Annotated in this window: 18 protein-coding genes; 2 read left to right on the top strand and 16 right to left on the bottom strand. The window is 70.0% G+C overall.

Going from position 1 to position 21,494, the window contains the following annotated elements; all coding sequences use genetic code 11:
* Positions 1-2 precede the first annotated feature (2 nt).
* The 3 genes from OOZ63_RS24000 to OOZ63_RS23990 all read right to left on the bottom strand — a co-directional run bounded on the left by OOZ63_RS24000 (position 3) and on the right by OOZ63_RS23990 (position 2,784).
* Positions 3-1,796, bottom strand: coding sequence for an asparagine synthase C-terminal domain-containing protein (locus tag OOZ63_RS24000; protein ID WP_266008172.1), 1,794 nt, complete (start codon positions 1,794-1,796; stop codon positions 3-5).
* Between the two features lie 18 nt (positions 1,797-1,814).
* Positions 1,815-2,462 carry a lasso peptide biosynthesis B2 protein gene (locus OOZ63_RS23995; protein WP_266008171.1) on the bottom strand — a complete coding sequence of 216 codons (648 nt, stop codon included), beginning with the start codon at positions 2,460-2,462 and terminating at the stop codon, positions 1,815-1,817.
* 187 nt (positions 2,463-2,649) lie between these two features.
* A complete protein-coding gene (locus OOZ63_RS23990) occupies positions 2,650-2,784 on the bottom strand; it encodes a rubrivinodin family lasso peptide (RefSeq protein ID WP_266008170.1) in 135 nt (44 codons plus the stop codon).
* Positions 2,785-3,199: 415 nt separating this feature from the next.
* Between OOZ63_RS23990 and OOZ63_RS23985 the strand changes: the two genes are divergently transcribed.
* Both OOZ63_RS23985 and OOZ63_RS23980 read left to right on the top strand, forming a co-directional pair.
* Positions 3,200-4,132 (top strand): hypothetical protein, encoded by a 933-nt coding sequence (locus tag OOZ63_RS23985; protein ID WP_266008169.1) that lies wholly within the window; start codon positions 3,200-3,202, stop codon positions 4,130-4,132.
* 134 nt (positions 4,133-4,266) lie between these two features.
* Positions 4,267-4,917, top strand: a complete 651-nt coding sequence (locus tag OOZ63_RS23980; RefSeq protein WP_266008168.1) for an H-NS family nucleoid-associated regulatory protein — start codon at positions 4,267-4,269, stop codon at positions 4,915-4,917.
* 121 nt (positions 4,918-5,038) lie between these two features.
* Here the strand turns inward: OOZ63_RS23980 and OOZ63_RS23975 are convergent, their stop codons facing one another.
* The 13 genes from OOZ63_RS23975 to OOZ63_RS23915 all read right to left on the bottom strand — a co-directional run bounded on the left by OOZ63_RS23975 (position 5,039) and on the right by OOZ63_RS23915 (position 21,483).
* A complete protein-coding gene (locus tag OOZ63_RS23975; RefSeq protein WP_266008167.1) occupies positions 5,039-5,272 on the bottom strand; it encodes a hypothetical protein in 234 nt (77 codons plus the stop codon).
* A gap of 225 nt (positions 5,273-5,497) precedes the next feature.
* Entirely contained in the window at positions 5,498-5,764 is a 267-nt protein-coding gene (locus tag OOZ63_RS23970) for a hypothetical protein (RefSeq protein WP_266008166.1), read from the bottom strand.
* A gap of 290 nt (positions 5,765-6,054) precedes the next feature.
* Entirely contained in the window at positions 6,055-7,521 is a 1,467-nt protein-coding gene (locus OOZ63_RS23965) for a DUF6519 domain-containing protein (protein WP_266008165.1), read from the bottom strand.
* Between the two features lie 21 nt (positions 7,522-7,542).
* A complete protein-coding gene (locus tag OOZ63_RS23960; protein WP_266008164.1) occupies positions 7,543-9,831 on the bottom strand; it encodes a hypothetical protein in 2,289 nt (762 codons plus the stop codon).
* Position 9,832: 1 nt separating this feature from the next.
* The gene (locus OOZ63_RS23955) at positions 9,833-13,258 is read right to left on the bottom strand and encodes a putative baseplate assembly protein (protein ID WP_266008163.1); all 3,426 of its coding nucleotides are present in this window, start codon (positions 13,256-13,258) and stop codon (positions 9,833-9,835) included.
* Positions 13,255-15,870: a putative baseplate assembly protein gene (locus tag OOZ63_RS23950; protein WP_266008162.1), complete on the bottom strand. Its 2,616-nt coding sequence runs from the start codon at positions 15,868-15,870 to the stop codon at positions 13,255-13,257. The genes OOZ63_RS23955 and OOZ63_RS23950 overlap by 4 nt, the downstream gene beginning before the upstream one ends.
* Positions 15,867-16,235: a GPW/gp25 family protein gene (locus OOZ63_RS23945; protein ID WP_266008160.1), complete on the bottom strand. Its 369-nt coding sequence runs from the start codon at positions 16,233-16,235 to the stop codon at positions 15,867-15,869. The genes OOZ63_RS23950 and OOZ63_RS23945 overlap by 4 nt, the downstream gene beginning before the upstream one ends.
* Before the next feature lie 16 nt (positions 16,236-16,251).
* The gene (locus tag OOZ63_RS23940) at positions 16,252-16,575 is read right to left on the bottom strand and encodes a hypothetical protein (protein ID WP_266008159.1); all 324 of its coding nucleotides are present in this window, start codon (positions 16,573-16,575) and stop codon (positions 16,252-16,254) included.
* An 11-nt stretch (positions 16,576-16,586) separates the two neighbouring features.
* Entirely contained in the window at positions 16,587-17,126 is a 540-nt protein-coding gene (locus OOZ63_RS23935; RefSeq protein ID WP_266008158.1) for a phage baseplate assembly protein V, read from the bottom strand.
* Positions 17,123-19,339 (bottom strand): eCIS core domain-containing protein, encoded by a 2,217-nt coding sequence (locus OOZ63_RS23930; protein WP_266008157.1) that lies wholly within the window; start codon positions 19,337-19,339, stop codon positions 17,123-17,125. Before OOZ63_RS23930 ends, OOZ63_RS23935 begins: the two co-directional genes overlap by 4 nt.
* On the bottom strand, positions 19,339-20,466 hold the full coding sequence (locus OOZ63_RS23925; RefSeq protein WP_266008156.1) for a hypothetical protein: 1,128 nt from the start codon (positions 20,464-20,466) through the stop codon (positions 19,339-19,341). The genes OOZ63_RS23930 and OOZ63_RS23925 overlap by 1 nt, the downstream gene beginning before the upstream one ends.
* A gap of 13 nt (positions 20,467-20,479) precedes the next feature.
* Positions 20,480-20,818 carry a LysM peptidoglycan-binding domain-containing protein gene (locus tag OOZ63_RS23920; RefSeq protein ID WP_266008155.1) on the bottom strand — a complete coding sequence of 113 codons (339 nt, stop codon included), beginning with the start codon at positions 20,816-20,818 and terminating at the stop codon, positions 20,480-20,482.
* Positions 20,819-20,829: 11 nt separating this feature from the next.
* Positions 20,830-21,483: a hypothetical protein gene (locus OOZ63_RS23915; RefSeq protein WP_266008154.1), complete on the bottom strand. Its 654-nt coding sequence runs from the start codon at positions 21,481-21,483 to the stop codon at positions 20,830-20,832.
* Positions 21,484-21,494 lie beyond the last annotated feature (11 nt).

The raw sequence follows: 21,494 nt of genomic DNA, 5'->3' as shown, positions 1-21,494 counted from the left end.
AGCTAGCGAGTCCAGCGGGAGAGCCAGGCTTCGACGGCGACCAGGCCGTGGATCTGGCTGGGCGTGCAAGGCAGCGTTGTCGGTCTGCCGGACAGCAGTTGCTCCACCTTGGGTCGATCAAGCATGCCGCGGCGACTAAGCTCACCTTCGAGCAGCAGTCCTCGCACGAAATCCATGTTGGCGTGCAGCACCGCCGTGATGTGTTCCTCCATGCCCCCTTTGGAGCGGCGGTTGGCGACCTGCGGGGGCAGATCTGCTGCAAAGGCGTTTCGCGCGAGGGCGCGACCTCGCCCGCCATGCGCCAGCACATAGGTCGGCAGTTGAAGACACAGCTCCACCAGCGGTTGCGAGAACAGCGGATGGACCAGCTCGGGCGCCGCTGCCTGTTCGAACGGGTCGTAGTAGCCGATCGGATGCATCAGCGCCACGGTCTGCACGGACTTGCCGATCGGCAGCCGTGCTCCCCCGGAGAGTGCCGGATGCATGAAGCGCCGTTCAGCCCATGCTGCCGATGTGCAATCGTGTCTCAGAAAGGGGTGTGGTCTTGCCGGCAGCCGCGATGACAGCTTCGGGCGGACTCGCTCCCGCAGGGCGAGCGCGAGGGTGCGCCAGACGGAGAGTTTTCCGAGCCGGGCGGCGTCGAGTACGGCGCCTGCAAACCCGGCATCCAATCCCTTGTCGTGCAGGTAGTCTGCAGCCGGCCACGAGCGGGGCAGCTCGTAGAACAGCGCGTCGCCGCCCGCGCCGGTGAACATGGCGCCCGCGTGGTAGGCCGATGCCAGTTTGGCGTCCGTGGCCGTGTTCATGCAACCCACATAGGGAACCGGGTTGGGCATGCGGGCAATCTGCATGACGCGCTCGACCCGAAAACCCAGCTCACGCTCGCGCATCAGCAGGTCGCGCCCGACCCGCCCCGCCGTCATCAATGCGTAGTCGCGTTCATCGCTGTCCGCGCCCGGCGAGTGGTAGTTGACGCAAACCACATCGGCGAGCGTGCACTCAGGCGCAAGGCAACTCAGCAGGATTGACGAGTCGACCCCGCCGGACAAGCGAAGCAGCACCCTGTCGTAGCACGATGCCCACGCGCGCGTGCACGAGCGTACCGCATGACCCAGTAGCTGGGTCGCCTGCGCTAGGTCGTAGTTCGCCGGCTGAGCGGCGACATCCACTGCGCTCCACAGCAGGGTGGGGTGATCGGCATGGAGATCGAGAATCTCACCGGGAAGGACCTGCGAGATCTCGGCCAGTGCTGTCTCACGACCGCCCAGCGGCCCGCGCACGATCTGCGCCCTCAGGACCTCCCAGTTGACGACCGGGTGTTCTGAGGGGCCAAGCATTTGCAAGACGTCCTCAAGCCAGGAGAAGACGATCCAGACGCCCTGATGTCGAAGCTTGAAGCAGGGCAGCGATCCGCTCGGATCTCGCATGACCAGGGGGGCGTTGGAGGCATCCAGAACAAATGCGATATAGCGCCCCCAGAACTTGTCCACGAGGGTGCGGCCCTGGTTCTGGAGAATGCGGGCTGCACTCAGGCTGCTGATGTCGGCGCTTGGCGCTGGCGTCGAATCGAAGTCAGCGCGGCTAAACAGTTTGCCGAGCACGACGCCCGCACCGTCTTGCAGCGGCCAGACTTCATTGATGCCCCGACTCGCCCCTGTGGCGAACACATGAAGGCCGGGTCGGACCAGCGCAGCCTGCCAGGCGGGCTTGTGCTGCCAGGCAAGACTGAGCTTTTGAGCGACAGCTGCGCTGTGGGTCTGCGATTCGCTCCAGGCAAGCGCGATGTACCTGAACATGGTGGCGACGTTGCGGGGTTAGACAACCAATATCGGGCGGAACTGACGCACGTACTCGTGCTGGTCGTTCAAAACGGTAGTGCCGCACTGCACCCATGAGTGCGCACCGAATGGACCGGTCCTGACCCCGATGACCCAGCGCGGCAGCAATCCGTCCTTGGCAAGAAACATGACGAGCGCCAGCGAATCCAGCAGGCACTTCTCGCGAGCTGTGAAGACAAAGGGTCGCAGCGTTTCGTAGGCGAGCAAGGCCGGCCTCATGGCCTCCAGCGATTCCGACCCTGGCGTGCACAGCCGTTCGCGGTGCGCGGTGATCGAGCGCGCGATGGTCTGCAGGGAGCAAAACCGCAAACACCAGCCAGCCAAGGCAACACTGCTGGCGAACTGCAATGAACGTCGCATACTGGGGAAGCCAGACGCCGCTGGCGGCCCCTCGTGGATCGAGGCGCCTGCCATCTCCAGGGCGTTCGTCGACATTGGCGCTACCTGAGCCTCGGTCAGCAGCCCTTGGGCGACGAGGCTTTGCAGGGCGGCACGTTGTGTGTCTTGCGCCGCCGCCGCTTCGGCCGGCTCGCTTGGCGCCGGCCACCCTTCGATGTGGCCAAACAGTGATGTCGAAACGGCGTTGCTGACGCCCAGGTAGCGGCCGTGCTTCAGGTCGAGCAAGACGACACCGCTCTCGCAATCGCAGGCACGCACGTGCGGTGCGAGGCTGAGTCGATCTCGGTGAATGGCGTGTGACATCCGTCTGTCGTCCGAGTGCGCGGTCCATGAGTTGCCGCTGCGGAAGGTCCCGCAGCGGCATTTACGGTGCAAGGCACACCCCGCGGATCGCGAGGCGGGCCTAGCAACTTCAGGTCTCCACGCGCCCTTGGACTGTCGGGTCTTCCTCGGCGTAGAGGAAATCTGGGAAGCCCTTGGTCAGCGTCTTCGCATCGCCGAGGTCGACGACTTGCGGCTCCAGTGCCGCATTGGATTGCTCGTTCATGGAGAACTCCTTCAAGTAGAAGTAAAGACCGATGCCCTTTGGCCGAATTGCCATCAGGCGACTTGAAGTTAGTTCAAGCTTCAGGCCGCGTCGAGGCTTGGGCTGGCATGACATGGGCCGTTCGGCTGCCGCCTGTCGGCGCTGACGCAGGGTGACTGTCGATCGATTCCGGGGTGGCTGGAATCGGCAAGCCTGCTGTACTTGTTCGGTTGCCTGCGTCACAGGCGGATGTTCTGGATCAGAACGCCGATCTGGCGATGGCTAGGTACAAATCTGATGAGGGATTGGCTCGCCAAATCGTCATATATGCATGGGAGTCAAGAAATCACTGGAGGGGGTGCCTAGCGCCCATGCGACGACTTGGAGTCTGAGTTGGCAGGCCACACCTGGCCGGGACTTTCTTGCGAACAAGCGTTTGATCGTGAAAATCCGAGAGCGGCTGCTTCGCGCTCATCAAGCCCCTGGCAGGCAGCTGCTGTACTTTTTGCTGCTGCCATCGGAGATCCATGCCATTGCGCGTATCGACGCTGGCGAGTCGGTCGCCAACATCATGCGCTCCTTCACGCACGTCGTGTCGCGCTGGGTGCGTGAAGCGCAGACCCTGCGTGGACCAGTACTCGCGGGGCCTTGCCATATGGAGCTCATCGAGTCTGAGGCTGCGCTACGCAGCGAGCTGCGCATGTTGGCGTGGCGGCCGGTGAGGCGGATGCAGTGCAAGGTCGCCGCACACTACCCCCACGCGGCGCTTCGAATCCTCATGGGCTCCAAGCCTGGCGAAGGATTCGACGCACGACCGCTGCGCTCAGTTTTTGGGGAGTCCAAGCTAGAGGCCCGCGATGCGATCCGGCGCTGTATTCGTCGGCCGCCTACGGAAGAGGAGTGGCGGGTCTGGGAGCTCATGCGCGGGCTCGAGTTGCCAGTGACCCATGTCGGATCTGAGCCGGCCAAGGCCGTCTCCAAACCGCTGGATGCCTTCGCGGCCACTTTGATTGTGGCCGGCGGCAGCTTGCGAATCGATGACGCCCTCAGGGTCCTGGAGCAATGGGTGATCGCGAAGATTCATCCCAGCCACAGCATCGACTTGCACAAGGGCCACAGCATGGTGGCCGTCAGGGGGCGGGCATTGGTCGCCTGCCTGGCCGCCAGCCATCGGCTGTGCTCAGCGGCGTCGGTGGCGCGACACTTTGGTCGTGCGAAGGCCACCTTGAGCGAGCAGATGAAGGCGTGCCGAGCACGTGCGGAGGATCGGCTGATCATTGCAACCCCACTGGCGCGAATCTTGGAAGAATCGCAGGCGCTGCGAACGCCGGACGGCCAGCCAAGGTATCGCGTTTTCAAGCGAAGCTAAACGCTATTCCTGCCCTGAGCGCGTTGCCGGTCACATCGTCAGGCGACCTTCATGAATACGCCCTTCGGGTGCTATCGTGCGGTACTGGCAATGTTGGGTTGCTGGTCAACATCACTGATGCAGGAGCGCACACGATGGCGAAACCCTTCTCTCGAATTTTGGATCAGATCGAACGCCTGCAGAAAGAGGCTGCGGCCATACAAACGGAAGTCGTTGACCGGATCAGAAAGGAGATCGCTGATTACGGCCTGACGCCCGAGCATCTCTTCGGCGCGACGCCCGCCGGCCGCAAGCCTGCAGGCAAGAAGACGAGAGCCAACACCCAGGGCAAGGCGAAGTCGCCGAAGTTTGCCGATGGCGCTGGCAATACCTGGGGTGGCATGGGCAAGCGGCCGGACTGGGTCCGGCAAGCCCTGGATGCCGGTAAGGCGCTTGAGGACTTTTTGATCGGCAAACCCGCCAAAGCGGCGGCTGCCAAGAAGGCGGCAAGCGAGAAGCCATCGACGAAAGAGCCCTCGACGAAAAAGGCTGGCCCGGCGCGCAAGCCAGTCACCGCCGCTGCGGAAAAGTCTCCAGCGGCTGCTGCCAAGAAGAAGGTGGGCCCAGCGAAGAAGGTCGCTGCAAAAAGAGTCGCTGCAAAGAAAGTCGCTGTGAGGAAAGCGGCCGTAGAGAAGGCCGCCGTCAAGAAGTCTGCCGTCAAGAAGGCCGCGGTAAAGAAGTCTGCTACGCCGAAGCGCCGTCAAGCCAAGGCAGCAAGTCCAGCGGCTCAATCGGCAGCGAGTTGAATTCGCTCGATCACGCCGTCTGACGGCGTGGCGCTGGTCATCAAAGCCAAGGCGCAGTCACAGCGGTCGCTGCGGCTGAGCCTTGGCTCGCTTGGAACAGCTGTTCAAACCCATGTCTGCCTCAGGCGCGGCGGGTGACCGGCTTGGTCGTCGTGTTCAATGCCATTGCTCTCAGGCTGCGGCCTTCGATGACCACGCGCGGCAGCTGAACAAGCTTGTGCAGGGCTGGCTGAGACTTGCCGGTGATCACGACTCGCGGCAACTGTTCGATCTTTTGCGGTGCTGCATGGGCCAGCAATGGGGTTGCGGTGGCAAGGGCGAGGGCAGCGACGCTGCGGATCAGATTGAAGTTCATGTTGGGTCCTGTTGCGTGCGGCACAGCGGATTGCTGTGTCGATGGGGTCAGTATCGAAGTCCGCCACCCCTGACTCCAGCGCGCTGCGACAGACTGCAGAATCTGCCAGCCGATCCGTCCTGGCAGGCGCTGGTCCGGCCAGACGCTGGGGTCTGCAGCGTCTTCTGGTTGCCTTTGGCTGCCCTTGCCCGTCGCTGTGGGCTGGCAGTCGACTTCACCGTCGCTTCACCTAGGCCGCTCACGTGCCTTGCCGAGTTCGTCGACACTCTGAGCCAACTTCAAGGAGAAGACGAAGATCACCCATTGCCACTGTCGAGCACCGCGCTGGCGTTTTGCTCTGTGCAGCGGCGCCTTGCTGGTTCCCGCGGCGCCCAGATTGGCCATGCCGTTCGGCGGCGAGGTGAACTGGGATCTTGCCGACTTCGTGTTGTTCGGCAGCATGCTGGTCATTGCATGCGGCGCATTCGAGCTGGCTGCACGCTTCATCAGCAATCAGCTGATTCCAACAAATAAGGTCCGTCGAGAGCCACGCTCGTAAGTTCTTGATGTGTCTACATTGACGTTGAACTGCGAAGTCCGTCGGGAATACTGAAGTCAGAACCCCTCGGAAAGTCGATCCAAACAGAGTTCGTCGAAGCGACATTGCCGGCCGATTCGGCCTGGATCCGTCCTGAATAGACATCCTCTTCTGGGCCCCTGAAGCCAGCATGAAGGGCGGCTCCGCCAGCGAGAGCTGCCATTCACGTCCTCGAGCTCGATGCCCGCAAGCTGTCGTTCAAGGCTCAAAGATCTACCAGATGCCTGAACTGCCGTCGCGGTGCTTCGCCCGCCGCCACGGTCACGACGCCATCGGCCGCAACCTTCACCACGCCCAGCGGCGCATATTGGTGGGCCACGCCGCGCGGGGGCTGCGGCAGCGGCGCGCCCTGCGCATCACGTGGCCACAGCACATCGCCCACCGCCACGCGGGCCGGCAGCAGCCAGTAGTCGCCCGCCCGGTATTGCGTGACGTCGCCCTTGGCCTCGGGGGGCTCGAACCACACCTGCACGCCGTCTTCCAGCCCCAGCCAACGGCCTTCGTCGATCTCCAGCCCGCCGTCGTCCGACGGCTTGGCGGTGTTGGCCGCCAGCGGCCGCCGGCCGCCGTGGTCCCAGCGGACCAGCACGGGGTGGCTGGCGGGGTCGTCGGTCGTGATGGCGGGGGTGGCGTCCAGCGTCACCGTGCTGGTGTCGATGTCGACCTCGGTCACGCGGTGCAGGCGCCCGGGTGAGCCGTTCAGCGACAGGCCTTCGTCCAGCAGTTCCACCCAGTCGCCCACCGACAGCGCGACGCGCGTGTCACGCCAGCCATCGGCCAGCTTGACCTGCTTGCCGGCGATGCGAGAGATGGCGTAGACCACACTGCCGTTCTCGCGTGACCAGACGAAGGTCGGCGCCGGCAGCTCGCCCGCGCGCCCGCTGCGGTGCACCTGCACCCGGTAGAGCTGGTTCTCCACGCCGCGGTAGTGCGACTGCGGCGCCACCACGCAGGGGCTGCCGGCTTCCGCCTCGCTGGGGTCGGCCGCGCGGGCCATCAGGCGCCCGCGTTGTTCGGGCGACCACAGCGCCAGCCAGGCCGGCCAGACGTCCGCAAACCATTTGCGCCAAGCCGCAGCGGTGTAGGGCTCGGCCGGCAACGCCAGCGGCTTGCCGTTGGCGACGGCCCCGTTGCTCACACGCACCTGCCAGACCACCTGGGCACGGCTGGCGGTGTCGGGGCCGCCCAGGGCCACTTCGCGCAGCGCGCCTGGCAGGCGGGCGGATGCGGCACCGTCGGCCTCCGCCGCGCTGACGTGGCGCTCCCAGACGTCCAGCACCACCAGGTAGGTGTTGCCCGCCTCCAGCGGCGGCACCTTGACGGCCACCTGGTGCTGCCGGGCGGGCGCCGGCTCGGCGGGCGCCGGGGCGTCCGAGTTGTAGATCGCCACGCCGTCGTTCTCGCACAGCCACCCGTTGACGTAGTAGTGGCCGGGTGAGACAGCAAAGTTGAAGAGCATGGGCTTGCCGTTCAATCGATCACCGATGGCAAAGCCGTCGCCCGGTCCGCCGGACGGCCCGATCAGGTCCGCCGCCAGCTGGCGCAGAAGGTGCAGCTGGATGGCCTGTCGCTCGTTGCCGTCTGCATCCAGCTCCACCCGGCCCTGTTGCTGAAGCACGCGGCTGTAGCGGCGCAGCGGGTCAAAACTGTCGCGGGAAAAATCGCCTTGCATGGTATTCTCCTAGAGATGGCCTCAGTCGGCGAAGACGACGCTGGCGTCGCTGGCCGTGGGCGTGAATTCCTCCAGCCGCGTGGCCAGGCTGGCCAGACGCTGGGGTTGGTGCAGGTGCTGGTAGGCGCCCATTTCCGATTCGTCACCGGCGCCGCGCAGGATCTCGGGCGCGTTGCCGGCAGCCAGGCGCGCATACGCCGGCTGCCCGTAGCGGTTTGAATCGAAGCGCGGGCGCACCCGCAGCCGTTCCGCGCGCTGCTGCTCGGCAATGGCCGCGGCATTCGCGCCGCTCTCCTCGCCCTCGCGCTGCGCGGCGGCCAGCACGCCGTCGGGCTGGCACAGGTAGCGGCGCGGCGTGCGCGAGCCGGCCGGCACGTAGCTGAAGCGCAGGCAGCCCAACTGCCGCCGCGCCACGCTCACGCAGCCGGTGAAGATCGTGTCCTGCGCCCGCTCGATGGCATGCACCATGGTACGGCCGATGACGGTGCTGCGCTCGACGTGCAGCGTGACGAAGGCGCTGCGAGACCCGGCCGCGCCGATGGCCTCGCAAGCACTGTCGCCGCCGTGGTCGCAGGTGGCGTCGACGATGCTGTCGGTGATGCGCAGCGGCAGCGGGTCGGTGCGGCGCTCGTCGTTGTTGACCTGGATGGAGCCGACGATGCTGCGCGCGATGACGAGGCAGGCGCCGCTGTCGATGACCTCGATGCTGGGCTCGGACGGGCGGCAGGGGCAGCAGTCGCCATCCAGCGACCAGCCGGGCACCAGCGTCGCGTGGCGCAGCGTGACCGACGCGATGGCGCCCTCGATCTGCAGCCCGCGGCCGGTGACGAGCACGCCGTCCAGCGTGAAGCGGCTGCCCTCCCCGCCGCTGACGAGCAGGTTGTCGGAGCGGTCGACCTGCCAGTCCAGCAGCCGCAGCACCGGCCGCGTGCGCTGGGCGGCGCGGATCTGCAGCGTGTGGCCGGGCGCCAGCCAGATGGCCACCGGCAGCACATAGACGCCCGAGTCGCCCAGCTCGATGACGGCGTGCGCCGGCTGGTCGGCCGGTGCGATGGGCAGGCCCTGGCCGTCGTCCTCGCGCTGCCAGCGCTTGAGCGCGTCGCGCAGCGCCGCCGTGCCCGTGACGCGGATGACCTTTGCCCCGTCTTGCTGCTGCAGCACGCGCGTGTACTCGCCGCCGCCCAGCTCGGCTACCACGCCCTGGTGGTAGCTCACCACCACCTGCCGGCGCGGCATCTGCCGCGGGGGGAACATCAGCCGGCCGCGCACCGGGTCGACCAGCACGTGGTCGCGCGGCGGCTGGTAGGCCCAGCCGGACAGGTCGGCCACGAGGATGCGGTGCGCCGGGATGGGCAGCAGCTTGTCGTCGTCCGCGCCGACGGCGGCTGCGGCCTTGTCACGCGCGGTTGGTGGCCAGCCCGGCGCCCAGATGGCCAGGCTCTGCGCATGCTCGCGGCCGTCGGCGTCGCGGGCCACGCCGTACCAGCGCTCGTCAGCCGCGGCCAGGCGCTCGCCCGGCGCCCGCGGCGCGGCCAGCCTCGCGCGGGTGAGGGCCACCGGCAGGCCGGTGTCGCCCGGGTCGGCCCCGTCGCAGCCGGGCGGCAGCGGTCGGTTGAACAGCGGCGCATCGTTGCCCAGCGCACTGAAGGTGAAGCAGTGCGGGCCCACGTCCTCTCGGCAGGCTGCGGGCGCGCGGGTGATGGGCTGCGCCTGCAGCCGCCACACATGCAGCGCCACCTTGGCGCCGCCATGCAGGCCGCGGCCACGCGCCGATTCGAGGCGGCGCAGGTCGGGCCCGTGGGCCAGCGCGTCCAGCGGCGTGCCCAGCATCTCAAGCGCCTCGGTGCAGCGCAGGTCGACGAGCCGGCCGCGGCCGGCGCGCAGCAGCCGCAGCGACGCCGTCTGCCGCAGCAGCGGCGCGTACTCCACCGCCCGCGCCGGCCAGCCGGCCACGTCCGCCGCCAGCAGCTCCAGCAGTGCCAGCGCCCCCTTGCGGCGGCGGTAGCGCAGCGTGTTGGCCACCTCGCGGCGCGGCGCGAGCACGGCGCTCAGCGCCAGGTCGGCCGAGGTGTCGCCGTCGGCGACGGCGGCGTCCTGCACCGGCGTGTGGCCCAGCAAGTCGGCGATGTAGGGCACCACCCAGGGCTCGCAGGTCTCGATGAACCAGTTGTCGTAGGCCTGCCGCAGGTCGTCCTCCAACAGCTGGGCCTGTTCGCCGATCACCTGCATCAGCGCACGCAGCGGCTCGCCCTGCGCGGCGTCGCGCACGCGGTAGAGCGTGGGCAGCAGTTCGTAGAGCCGGTCGGTCATGTCAGTCCCCTGCGATCTGATTGAGCACCAGCGTGTCCGACACCGCGGCGGACAGCAGCACCAGTTGCGCGGGCAGGATGCCGCCGCCAGCGTCACGGCGCGCGCGGGCCGCCTGTACCGCCGGCGCCACGCCCAGCTTCACCACCCCCTGCACGGCCTTGGCCAGCTCGGGCGGCGTGCGCAGGCGCCGCCAGCTGCCGTCAGCCACCACCGTGTCGATGGCGCCAAAGGCCTCCAGGTCCACCATCACCATGCCCGTCACGCCTTGCATCACGGCCACCACCTCGCTCATCGAGACGCCCTGCGCCAGCGCGCGGCGGCGGAAGCCGAAGGCGGCCAGCAGCGCCGCGCGGACAGCCTGCGCCACCACTTCCCAGACGTGGTCGGGATGGATCTGCAGCCGCGCGTCGACGATCAGCAGCCGCAGCTCGCGCGGCGCGATCTGAACCGGCTGGTAGGGGTCGCCCAGCGCGCGCATGGCGCGACGCAGGTTGACCAGCAGGTCGGTGTCGGCCACCAGCGGCGCGTCGTCCATCCCGGCCACAGTCACATGCACCAGGCTGCGGCGGCCGTCGCTCAGCTCGATGGCGTCGGCCTTGGCGATGCCGGCGAAGCCGCGCGCGAAGTCGGCATGGTCGACGGTGGACACCAGGCGGTCCAGCGACTTCACCGCCAGCGGCACGTTGCCGCGTAGCGTGCTCTCGTCCTCGGCGTCGGCACCGCCGGTGGACGGCAGCGGGTTGCGCACCTCCTTCACGCCCAGCGGCCGCGTGGCCAGCTGCGTGATGCTGCCGCCGGGCACGTTGCCGGGCCGCCCGATGCCGCTGCGATAGACGGCGGCCACGTTGTCCAGCCCCGTGGGCAGCCGCGCGCCCTCCTGCCCGTTGCCGAACTGCACCGTCGTGCGGCCCTGCTCGTCGCTCCGCGTCGTGTAGACACGCTCGGTAGGCCCGCGGTCGACGAAGTCGGGCACCTCGTGCCAGCGAACATCGTTGACGAACACCTCCAGCGTGCTGGCTGCACCGGCCGCGGTGGGCGCGGCCAGCCAGGTCAGCGGCGCCTGCTTCAGGTCGAAACGCTGCAGCGGCCGCGCCGCGTCGCCGGCGCCCAGCGGCTCGCGGCGGGTCTCGCCATGCGTGGCGGCCACCACGTTGCCGAGGATGATGACCGTCTCGCGCCGGTAGCAGTAGGACAGCGGCCGGTCCAGCCGGACGAAGGTGTGCAGGCTGTCGCCGGGCTGCTTGGGCAAAGGGGCCGGCAGGTCGCCGCCGTCCACGTCGCCCTGAGCGTCGACCGCCGCCTGCACCTGGGTCCACGGGCCGCCGCGCGCCGTGCCGGCGCGCACGTCGTGCACCACCGCAGTCAGCATGGCCACCTCGCTGGTGAACACGCCGCGGGTGTCGTCGATGTCGGCCCGCTCGCCGCTGACGATGACCAGCCGCCCCGGCTCCAGCCCGGCGGCAAAGCGGCTCAGCTCGATGGCGTCGCTGCCATCGCCGCCACACAGCGGCTCGGTCAGTGGCGCCTCGGCCAGCGGCAACAGCTCGCTCTGCAGGTAGACCACGCTGCGGCGGATGAGCTCGAAGTCGCGGTCCCACACGGCTTGCCGGTTGCGCTTCTCGAACTCGCCGTCATCCTTCAGCGTGACGCGGAACCACGGCTGCGGCCCCGCGTCGCTGGCCAGCCGCAGCCCGAGCGTGTCGGCGCTGGTGCCGTAGTCGGCGCGCGCCACCTTGGGCAGGACCTCCTGCAGCCGCGCGACCAGCAGTGGCCGAACGGGCGCGATCAGCGTCTCGTCGTCACGGTAGGGCGTGCGCGCGCTGGCGTCGAGGAAGACCCAGCCGCCGGGCGCCACGCCGTCCACCGCCGTGTCGAGGTAGAGGGTGTCAGGCTGCTCGCGGCCCGCCAGCCGCACGTTGCCGTTGCCGGCCTCGATGACGCCGCTGAAGATAGGCCATTCGCCCAGTTCTTCGGTGACGCTGCTGTTGGCCATGCCTCCCGGGATCTCCTGCTGACTGAACACCGAGCTCGTGCGCTTCGGGAACGCACGGCCGAACAGCCCCGCGGTGCGGCGCAGCGCCCACACGCGCAGCGGCTGCTCGGGCGCTGCACGGGTGTAGCCGGCGATGGCCGGCGCCAGGCTGTCCGCCAGCCCGGGCGCGGCGGCGCCGAGCAGCTTCAGGCTGGCGTCCGACGTGCTGCGGAAGCTGGACGCCAGGTCGCGCGGCAGCTGCAGCGCATCGGCACGCGGCGTGGTGGGCGGCAGGGCCAGTTGGTCGATCCGGTCGGCCAGCTCACCCTTGGCCGCCACCGCGCCAGCCTTGTGCTCGCGCACCGCGGCATCCACCGCTTGCAGCCAGGGCTTGAGCCGCGGCGCCTGCAGGGCCTGCACGTCAAGCTGGCGCTGGTCCAGCAGGTCTGCCAGCCGCTGCAGTTCCACGGCGCGACGGTCGGGCAGCACGGCGCCGTCGTTCAGCCGCCGCAGGCCGTCCACAATCTCGGCGGCGATCTTGCCGTCCGGCGCCGTGTCGTGCAGCTCCTTCAGCTTCGGCGGCAGGCGCTGCAGGTTGCGCGCGGCGTCCCAGCGCTCTAGGTTGACGGCCGTTCGGTCGGCTGCGGCATCGGCCACCACCTCGATGACGCGGTAGGGCTCGGGCGGCAGCTTGTTGGCTTCCAGGTGCCCGGGGTCGATGAGCAGAGGGTCGCCGGCCTTCAGCCGCGTCTGCGTCCCGGCCAGCCACAGCACCGAGGGCGGGTTGGCGGTGTTCCAGCGCTGCGGCACGCTCATGCGCAGGCCCAGCTGGTTCCACGCCGCGCGGGCGCGCAGGTCCTGCGAAGTCTCGAAGGGCTGCGGCAGCTCGCCCTGGCCCGGCACGCTGGTGGCGCGCGAGCCGCGCGGGATGACGATCTCCTGCGGCGTGTTCGCATCGATGGTGTAGGCCAGGTAGACGCCCGCCGCCACGCCGGGCCGCGGCGCGTAGCCCACCAGGCGCGCGAGTTCGCGCAGCGAACGCATCTCGGTGGCCGTGCGCAGATAGCCCTCGTTGGCGCTGCGCTCCTGGTAGAAGGTCAGCACGTCGGCCGCCGTGGCCCAGGCGTCCAGCAGCGCGATGGACGCGTCGCCCGGGTCGCGGGTGCGCAGCGCCGCCAGCGGGCGGGTCGGCTCCTCGCCGGCCTTGGCGGCCGGTAGCGCATGGCTGGACAGCCGGGCGATCATGGTCTGCAGGAAGGCGCCATGCGTGCCGATGCGGCGCGCCAGCGCGGGAAGGCCGGGCGGGTTGCGCGTGTCGCGCGGGGTGAGCGCCTGCACGCCGCTGCAACAGCCGCAGCCGTCCCCGCAGGCGCAGGCCGGCCCCAGCGAGCCGGCGCAGCCGCAGTGCCAGCGCACCACCGTCGGGGTGTCGGGAACCTCGGTGTCGGGCTTCATCGTCCACCCTCCAGTTGCAGGGTGAGCACGCCCAGGTCCGGCGCGCTCGGGTCGTTGTCCAGCCGGGCCACTTCGAGCGGGCCGATGGCCAGCACGCCGGCCGCCAGCTCGCCGTTGTCGCCCTCGTACAGCCGCCGCAGCCGCAGCAGCACGACGCCGGCCACGCCCGGCACCGCCTGCGCTGCGGCGATGAGCCGGCTGGCGTGCACCGGCTCGCCGAGCTTCAGCGCGTCGGGGTGGGAGAAGCCGGGGCGGGCCTGTGTGCCCCGGCCCAGGGCCTGGGCCAGCGCGGCCTTCACCTGGCCGCGCAGGTAGCCGGCGGCCACGCAGATGTGCAGCGCCACGTCCAGCGGCACGGCGCGCGCCGGCACCACGCGCACGTCGTGCCCGATGCGGCGGTAGCGCTGCAGGTGGGCCTCGATGCAGGCCAGCAGCGCGGCGTCGGGCTCGTCCCGGCCCAGCGCGTCGACGGCCACCTGCACCTCCACCGCCGCACCGCTGGCGCGGAACACCGCAGCGGCCCGCTGCACGCGTTGCGCAAAGTCGCGCTCCACGATGGCGGCGTAGTCGGCCGGGGCGATGGCGCGCTCCAGCCGGCGGCGGAAGGCGCGTGGCGCGCGCAGCCGGGCCTCGGCGGTGGGCTCCGGCGCTGTGCCGCCCACGGCCGGCAAGGGGTTGCGCACGCGGATGCCGGCGCCGTTGGGCAGCGCGCGGCGGAACACGAGCTGCACCAGCGAGTCCGCCCCCAGGTTGCCGACGGGTCCGTTGCCGGTGCGGAAGCGGGCGCGCAAGACCAGGCCGACCTCGGGCGCGCGGCCGTGCTGCCCGTCGCCAAAGCGCAGCCAGGCCACGCGTTCATCGTCGGTCTCCACGACGAAGTGGGCATCGTCGCCACCGCTGGCCAGCAGGTCGGTACGTGCGCGCCAACGCGCGCCGTCGGCGTCGAGCGTGATCGCCGGCAGCGCGGCGCGCGGGTCCTGCAGCAGCAACTGCGAGGCCGCGTGCGGGCCGCAGCCGCCACACACGTCCTGCGGGTGGCAGGCCGGCAGCGGCACGCCATGCGTCAGCTCGGGGCGCGACAGCGGCGGGCGGTGGCGGCCGGGGCGGCGTGTCACTTCGGCGCCGTAGCAGGGGTCCTCGCAGCGGGCGGCGTCGCCCAGCTGCGGCACCGGCGGCAGGTCTTCGTCGACGCTGAGGCCGTGGTCCACCAGCAGCACATTGCCCCAGGCGATGCTCACGTCCTGCAGCGGTTTGCAGTGCGGCGCGTCGCTGGTGGTCTGCAGGCACAGCGCGAAGGGCAGCGCGTCCTCGATGCACCAGGTCACGGTCCACACCAGCTCGTGCGTCAGGCGGTCCCAGCCAGGCGTGGCGCCAGTGAGCCGCACGGCGTGGCGATGCGTGGGGTCGGCGTCGGCCGGGTTGCCGGTGCGCGGGCCGATGACTTCCTCGAACACCAGCACTTCGCCCACGGCCAGCTGCAGTTCGTGCCAGCGGCCGGTGGCCACCGCGGCCTCCAGGTCCGCTGCTGTCGGTGGCGGCGCGCAGTGGTCGCGCTCGCGCGGGTCTTCGGGTGCAAGGGCATCGGGCGCCTTGCCCGGGTCCCGCAGCGTGGCCGACCTGGCGCCGCGCGCCAGGCAGCACTCAGCGCCTCCCCAGGTGTGCAGCCGGATGCGGTTGCGCACGCGACGCCAGCGCACGGGGCTCGCGCCCAGCGGCAGCGGCTCGAACACCAGGTAGGGCAGCGGCGCCAGCGCCGGCAGATCGGCCTCGGCCAGCAGCGCGTCGGGGCGCTCGGGGTGGTGCGTGATGGTGTAGAAGTCCTCGGGGACCAGCGTCACGGCCTCGTCGTCCACCTCCGCGGTGAGCCAGGTGCGCGCGTTGCAGCCCTCGTGCAGCAGGTAGTCCACCAGCCGCGCATGGCGGCGCACCGACACACGCAGCCGGGCCGTGTCCAGGTAGGCCTCGGTGGCCACGGCGTCCTGCTGGTAGCTCAGCTGGTCGGCCGCATAGGCCAGCACCTCCACCAGCGCGAGCCCCAAGTCGGGCACGTGGCGCTCCTGCCAGTCGGGCAGCAGCAGCGCCAGGCGGTCCAGCATCAGGCGGCGGAAGCTGGCGTAGTCCTTGGCCAGCAGGTCGATGGCGGGTTCGTCGAACGCCGGAGCGAGGCAGTTGGCCTCGGCCGCGCAGTCCAGTTCGCTCGGGCAGGAGGCCTTGAAGCTGAAGCACACGGCGGCGTAGCGCGGGTCCACGCCGGGCGGCACGCCGCCGGTGGGGCGGCCGGCGTCGTCCAGCGCCAGCAGGCGCAGCGTGTGGGGGGAGAAGTCGCCGGGCCGCTCGACACGCACCACCAGCACGTCGTCCAGGTCGTCGTCCTCGGCGCGGTGCAGCTGCGCCTCGACGATGCGCGGCGCGAGCAGGCGCCGGCCGCCTTCCAGCCGCAGGTGAGCGGCCGTCAGCTCGTCCGGCGCGCGGCCGAGGAAGCTCACGCGCAGCGTGGTCTGCGCCTCGTCGACCTCCACCTCGTCGAAGCCGGTCAGTGGGGCGCGGCGGGTCTGCTCGCGCCGCGCGTGGTCGTCGCGGCAGGCGAGGCTGGGCGTCGGGAAGAGGCTCATGATGCTTGCCCCAGTTGGAAGCTGTCGCCGCGCCGCTCGCCGGTGGCGCGCAGCACGTAGACGAGGTTGACCTGCAGCACCGCGTCGTCGGCGGCGACGGACAGCGCCTGCACCTCGATCAGGTCGCCCAGGTAGCGCTGCAGCGCGGCCCGGGTGGTGAACTCCAGCGCGCTGGCGATCTCGGGGCTGTTGGGCGCGAAGACGGCGTGCATCAGCCCGCTGCCGAAGTCGGGCCGCATCACGCGCTCGCCCGGGCGGGTGAAGAGCAGCTGCTCGATCATGTCGCGCACGTGCTCCGCGTCCGTCGTGCCGGCGGCGCGGCCGAGCGCGTCGAAGCGGAAGGGGAAGTCGATCTGCATGGGCATGGGATTCACCTCCAGCTCACATCGCAAAGACGCGCGCCTGCGGCAGCACCACCAGCATGGGCGTGCCGGTGGGCGCGCAGATGCCGGTGCTGCTCTGCACCAGCAGCGGCTGGCCGTTGCTGAGCACGCGCGTGGTGCCGGTCATCCAGGTGCCGGTGACGCAGGGTCCGTTGGCCGCCGGTGGCGGCGGGAAGGCGCAGCCGGCCACGACGAAGGGCGTGGTCTGCAGCACGCTGGGGGCGCCGCCCAGCAGCACCCGCGGGTTGGGCACGGTAGGCGTGGCCTGCCCGCCATGAGAACAGGTCACCTGGGCACCCACCTGGACGAGAAAGCCGGGCATGCAGCGCTCCTTCAGGTGACGACGAGGGCGCCGTTGTTGATGGTCACGGACGGCCCCACCATCGCGATGACGGCGCCCTTGCCGTTGCTCAGGTAGATGCCCGAGTCGTTGACCACCACCATCGCGCCGGTCGTGCTCTTCAACATGATCCCGCCGGTGGCCGGCGAGGGCGGCAGGTCGCTCATGACCAGCGAATGCTGGGCCAGCGTCTGCATGACGATGTTGGGCGAGGCCGGCAGGCCGGCCAGCGCCAGCGGCGGGATGTCGCTCTGCGCGCCCCAGCGGCAACCCGACCAGATCGGGTAGTTGACGTCGCCCTGCTCGAACTCGGCCCACACGCCGGCACCGATGGGCGGCACCATGTAGACGCCCATCGGCGGCCCGGTGGGCCCGGCCAGCGGCACGCAGGCCTCGGCCCAGGTGCTGGGGATGGGCCCCAGCACGTCGGGGATCATCAGCTGCAGCCGGCCGCGCAGCTCGGGGTCGGTGTTCAGCAGCACCGTCGCGCGGTACTTGCCCAGGAAGCGGCCGGGGCTGGCGGAGGAGGTCATCGGGGGCCGTCCTGTCGTTGTGGAAGTTGGGGGGCGTCCCAGCCGCGCGCCTGCACCAGGCGCACCAGCGGGGCCACCAGGGCGTCACGCATCCAGGCGCGCTCCCGCGGGTGCAGCACCAGCCAGGCGGCCACCGGCGGCGACAGGCGGTAGTAGCTGCGGATGAAGGCGCGGCCGGCGCGGTGCGGGGCCAGGTGCGTGTCGCGGAAGCGACGAAGCGCATCCACCTCCGGCGCCAGCGGCGAGCCATAGCAGGCCGTGGCGATGAAGCAGTTCATGTTGCACTCGGACTCCTTGATGTCGCCGAACTCCTTGGACAGCGCATCGGCGTCCGGCGCCTCGAACGAGAAGCTCAGCTTCTGCTCCCACAGCGGGTTGTTGGAGACGAAGGTGCGGCTGCGGCCCATCGTGCCGCAGGAATCGCAGCGCTTGAGTGGGCCGGCCTTGGGCTCCACCGGCGTGTCGCTGAGCGTGGCCCAATGCAGCGTCACGTCGTTGAACTCGATGTCGAAGAAGCTCTCGGGCGGGGTCTCGTTGAAGATCTGCAGCCGGTCGGACGTATCCTCGAAGCTCACCATCAGGTCGACGTTCACATAGGCCTTCTGGTCCGCGGCCTGCATCGCGCGCAGGCGCTTCATCTCGCAGTGCTTCACCGCACGCGCGATCTGGCGGCTGATGGAGGTCTCGATGCGTTGCTTCACCTTCTCCTCGATGCGCCGCTGCCGCTCGGCCTCCAGCCGACGCAACTCGGCTTCCAGCTTGCGCTGCAGCGCATTGATCTTGGGCGCGATGATCAGCTCCCACACCAGCGCCGCCGCGAGCACCGCGATGCCCGCAGCGATGCTGGCCGCGCCCTCCAGCGCCACGCCGCCCAACCGCCCGAAGCGCCCCATGCCACCGATGCCGCGCAGCCCCCTGCCGGGCATCTCCTCTGCCAGCGACGGCAGACCGGGCTTGGCGGCCCCGAGGGGGTTCTTGGGTAGCTCGCCCTCCAGCACGGCGCCCTTGGCTCCGCCCGGGCCTTCGGGCACCGGCGTGTTGCCGCCCCCCAGGCCGAGGTCCATCACGGCACGCGGCGCCCGCGGCGGGGTGTAGCTCTGCACCGCCATGTTGGGTAGCGATCCGGCCGTCTGGAACGTGGCGCGCACGCAGCCGGAGCAGGCGGCATAGGGCTCAAACACCACCACGCCGCCCTGCACGCGCACCCGCATGGTCATGAAGTGCAGCCGCCCCTTCATCTGCTTGGGCATGCGGCGCAGGACGTCCTCGAACATCTTGATCTCGGCGTCGTTCACGTGCGAGAACGGGAACTCGCCCGGGGAGCCGGCGATGCTGCGCGTGGCCGACAGCTGGCGCGACTGGGCCGAGGTGGCGTGGTAGGTGTCGCCGGGCTTGAGCTTGAGCTTGTCGGTGGCCGCGCCGCTGATTGCTCGCATCTCCTTCGGGCCGTCGTAGCCGGGGCCCTCGGTCTCGATAATGGCCGCGCCGATGACCCGCGTCTCCTGCGGCACCGGACCGCCCTTGCGGATGATGGCCTCCAGGCGCTCGGCGATGCCCGCAGGCGTGGTGGGCTGGGGCACAGGCCCGGGCACGTCGGGCGTGTTGCGTTGCACGAGCAGGCCGCCAGCGGGCGTCAACGCCGGCCGCAGGTCGGCCGGGCCGTCGAGCCCCGAGGCAACGCGCTCGGCCTGCTGCTCGTGCGCGCTGTCCGTCGCCCCCACGCGCAGCGGCGCCGCGGCCACCGCACCATTGGCGGCGCCACGCTGCTGCACGGTGTGTGTCAGCTCGTGGGCCAGCAGGCGGCGGCCAGCCGCGCTGTGCGGCGCATAGCGGCCGGGCCCGAATACCACATGCTGGCCCACCGTGTAGGCCAGCGCTTGCACGGCGTTGGCGGACGCCGCCGCGGCGGCATCGGCATGCACCCGCACGCCGCTGAAGTCCTGCCCCAGCCGCTCGGCAAAGAAGGCCTGCGTGGCCGCATCCAGCGGCAGGCCCGGCTGGCGCAGCGTGGCCTGCACCGACGGCGGTGCCTCCCCCGGTGCACCGCCGCCGCGCGCGGCACGTTGCAGCAAGCCTCGGCCGGGGCGCTGCTTCTCGTCATCGTCGTGGTCGGCCGTGGCGCAGCCGCAGCCCGGCGCGGCGCAGCGCTGCAGCAGGCCGAAGGTGGCCACAGGCGGAGCCGGCAGGGGCAGGAGGGCGGCGGCCTGCTTCATCAGGGCACCACCACGGGAGTCTGGGTGATGAGGCCGTCGCGCGAGATCTGGAAGTTCTGCTTGTACTCGCCCGGCTTGATGCTGTGGCTGACGCTGTCGACGTAGTAGAAGCCGTCGTACGCAATGCCTGCGCCGCGCACGCCCACCAGCAGGCGCGCCCGCAGCGGCAGCCCGTAGCTGGCCACGTTCAGCGAGCCACTGCCGCTGATGGCGTCGGCGCTCTGCATCATGATGCCGAAGGCACGCTTGGCGGCCTCGGTGGCCGACAGCCGCGTGGTGTCCTCGGCGAAGGTGATGCGCGCCGGCGGCGTGGGCCTCAAGCCCAGCGGCGGGTGCAGCGGGTTCATGTCGGGGATCGGGATGGGGATGGGGATCTTGCGCGTCACCGGGTCGAGCAGGAACATCACCGTCGTCTTCTTGGCCAGGCCGTCGAGGCTGAAGCTGAGCGACTCGACGTTGGTGTCGGCGTCCATGTCGATGTTCAGCGCCGGCTGCGGGATGGGGATGCGGATGTCAGGCCCGAAGTAGGCGATGCTCTGCAGCGGCAGCGGGCCGGGCTCGATGTAGAACACATAGCCGCTTTGCGCAGCGAGCTGCTGGATGTAGGCGCGGTCGGTGCCGTCCTGGGTGTCGAAGCGGCTGGTGGGGCTGTCGACGTTCATCACCGGCGGCGGGATCACCAGCGGGATCACGCCGAACATCGCGTACTTGGCCAGGATGGTCATGATGCGCACGTTGTCCGGCATCGCCGGGTAGGGGATGCGCAGCTCGACGATGTCCATCAGCACGCTGAGGTCCTCGCCCGTCAGCGTCAGCCTGCCCTGGCCGGGCTGGGTGCCGGGCTGCATCTCCTGGCGCGTGACCACGCCGTCCATCAGCACCTGCGGGATGCCGCGCACCGTGGCGACGATGACCACGCGGGTGATCATGGGGTCGAAGAAGCCGGCCGGCAGCAGCGCGAGCTGCAGCGGCGAGGTCTTGCCCATCGCGAACGTGATCTGGAAGCCGCTGCGGTCGCGCGACGCGTTCACCTCGACGCTCTGCAGCGCCTCCATCAGCGGCTGCGGCGCGGGAAGCGGCGCCGGCAGCGGGCCGATCAGCAGCGTGAGGTGGGCACCGTCGAACAAGGCCGCCTCGTACTCAGTTCGAGCCCAGCCCCGGCACGCCGGCGCCGGGCACGCCGTCTGGCAGCGACAGCTTCAGCACCCGCCCCACCGGCTGCAGCAGGTCGTCGGGCCGCATCGCGCGGTTGGCGTCGGCGATGCGCCACCACAGCTCCGGGTCGCTCAGGTAACGCGCGGCCAGGTTGTCGAGCCGGTCGCCCTGCACCACGCTGTGCGCCCGCCACAGCGCCAGGCGCTCGGGCTGCGGCAGAAAGCGGCGCTTCAGGTAGACCAGCTCGGCGCCGTCGGGCCCGACGAGGCGCGTGGTCTCGGTCGACGCATAGCGGCTGTTGGCGGGGAACTTGGGCAGGCTCATGGGGCGCCTTTCTAGAGCTTCAAACCCGTGCCGATGTTCTGCACGCTGTTGAAGAGGTTGGTGGTGGCCAGCACTTCCTTCGTCACCTGGTGCACGAAGAAGAGCGCGTTGCCGGGCGAAGTGAGCTTCAGGTCGTTGTAGCCCAGCACGGCCAGCGACAGCTCGACCTTGGCGCGCGTCGGGTTGAGCAGCGTGTCGTAGGCCTCTTCGGTGATGGACATCGACGTGACCCGCACCGGCAGCACGCGCGTGGGCCCCCACACGAACAGGACCATAGGCCCCTCGGTGGGCAGGATCTCCACCGTGCCCACCGCTGCCAGCACGGTGTTGGCGATGACCAGCGCGCTCTTGGGGTAGAGCATCATTTCAAGCGCGGCCAGCGTCGCGCCGATGCCGCTGGCGACCGCGAGCGGGTGGGCCTCGGCGAGCTGGTCGGTGGCGTCGATCTCCACCGACAGCGTGATGGTCTCCTTGGGCGGGCCGGACAGCCGGAAGGCCTCGCCACGCTCGCCGTCGGCGGCCGGGCCGCGCGGCTCCAGCCGGCGCGACATGGTCTCGGGGTTGTACTGGAACACCACCACGCTGGCCAGCGGGTTGAACGGATCCACGCCGATCAGCGCGCCCTTCAGGTGGCGCGGCGCATTGCTCGGGAAGCTGTCGCTCATGGTGTGCCTTG

Source organism: Paucibacter sp. PLA-PC-4, assembly GCF_026241155.1.
Classification (GTDB): Bacteria; Pseudomonadota; Gammaproteobacteria; order Burkholderiales; family Burkholderiaceae_C; genus Roseateles_E.
This window is presented reverse-complemented; position numbering and strand designations above follow the sequence as displayed.

Coding starts and splice junctions, on each gene's coding strand:
- OOZ63_RS24000 (WP_266008172.1), bottom strand. CDS start 1,796: ATGTTCAGGTACATCGCGCTTGCCTGGAGCGAATCGCAGACCCACAGC.
- OOZ63_RS23915 (WP_266008154.1), bottom strand. CDS start 21,483: ATGAGCGACAGCTTCCCGAGCAATGCGCCGCGCCACCTGAAGGGCGCG.
- OOZ63_RS23945 (WP_266008160.1), bottom strand. CDS start 16,235: ATGCCCATGCAGATCGACTTCCCCTTCCGCTTCGACGCGCTCGGCCGC.
- OOZ63_RS23980 (WP_266008168.1), top strand. CDS start 4,267: ATGGCGAAACCCTTCTCTCGAATTTTGGATCAGATCGAACGCCTGCAG.
- OOZ63_RS23950 (WP_266008162.1), bottom strand. CDS start 15,870: ATGAGCCTCTTCCCGACGCCCAGCCTCGCCTGCCGCGACGACCACGCG.
- OOZ63_RS23955 (WP_266008163.1), bottom strand. CDS start 13,258: ATGAAGCCCGACACCGAGGTTCCCGACACCCCGACGGTGGTGCGCTGG.
- OOZ63_RS23990 (WP_266008170.1), bottom strand. CDS start 2,784: ATGAACGAGCAATCCAATGCGGCACTGGAGCCGCAAGTCGTCGACCTC.
- OOZ63_RS23975 (WP_266008167.1), bottom strand. CDS start 5,272: ATGAACTTCAATCTGATCCGCAGCGTCGCTGCCCTCGCCCTTGCCACC.
- OOZ63_RS23965 (WP_266008165.1), bottom strand. CDS start 7,521: ATGCAAGGCGATTTTTCCCGCGACAGTTTTGACCCGCTGCGCCGCTAC.
- OOZ63_RS23935 (WP_266008158.1), bottom strand. CDS start 17,126: ATGACCTCCTCCGCCAGCCCCGGCCGCTTCCTGGGCAAGTACCGCGCG.
- OOZ63_RS23930 (WP_266008157.1), bottom strand. CDS start 19,339: ATGAAGCAGGCCGCCGCCCTCCTGCCCCTGCCGGCTCCGCCTGTGGCC.
- OOZ63_RS23920 (WP_266008155.1), bottom strand. CDS start 20,818: ATGAGCCTGCCCAAGTTCCCCGCCAACAGCCGCTATGCGTCGACCGAG.
- OOZ63_RS23960 (WP_266008164.1), bottom strand. CDS start 9,831: ATGACCGACCGGCTCTACGAACTGCTGCCCACGCTCTACCGCGTGCGC.
- OOZ63_RS23940 (WP_266008159.1), bottom strand. CDS start 16,575: ATGCCCGGCTTTCTCGTCCAGGTGGGTGCCCAGGTGACCTGTTCTCAT.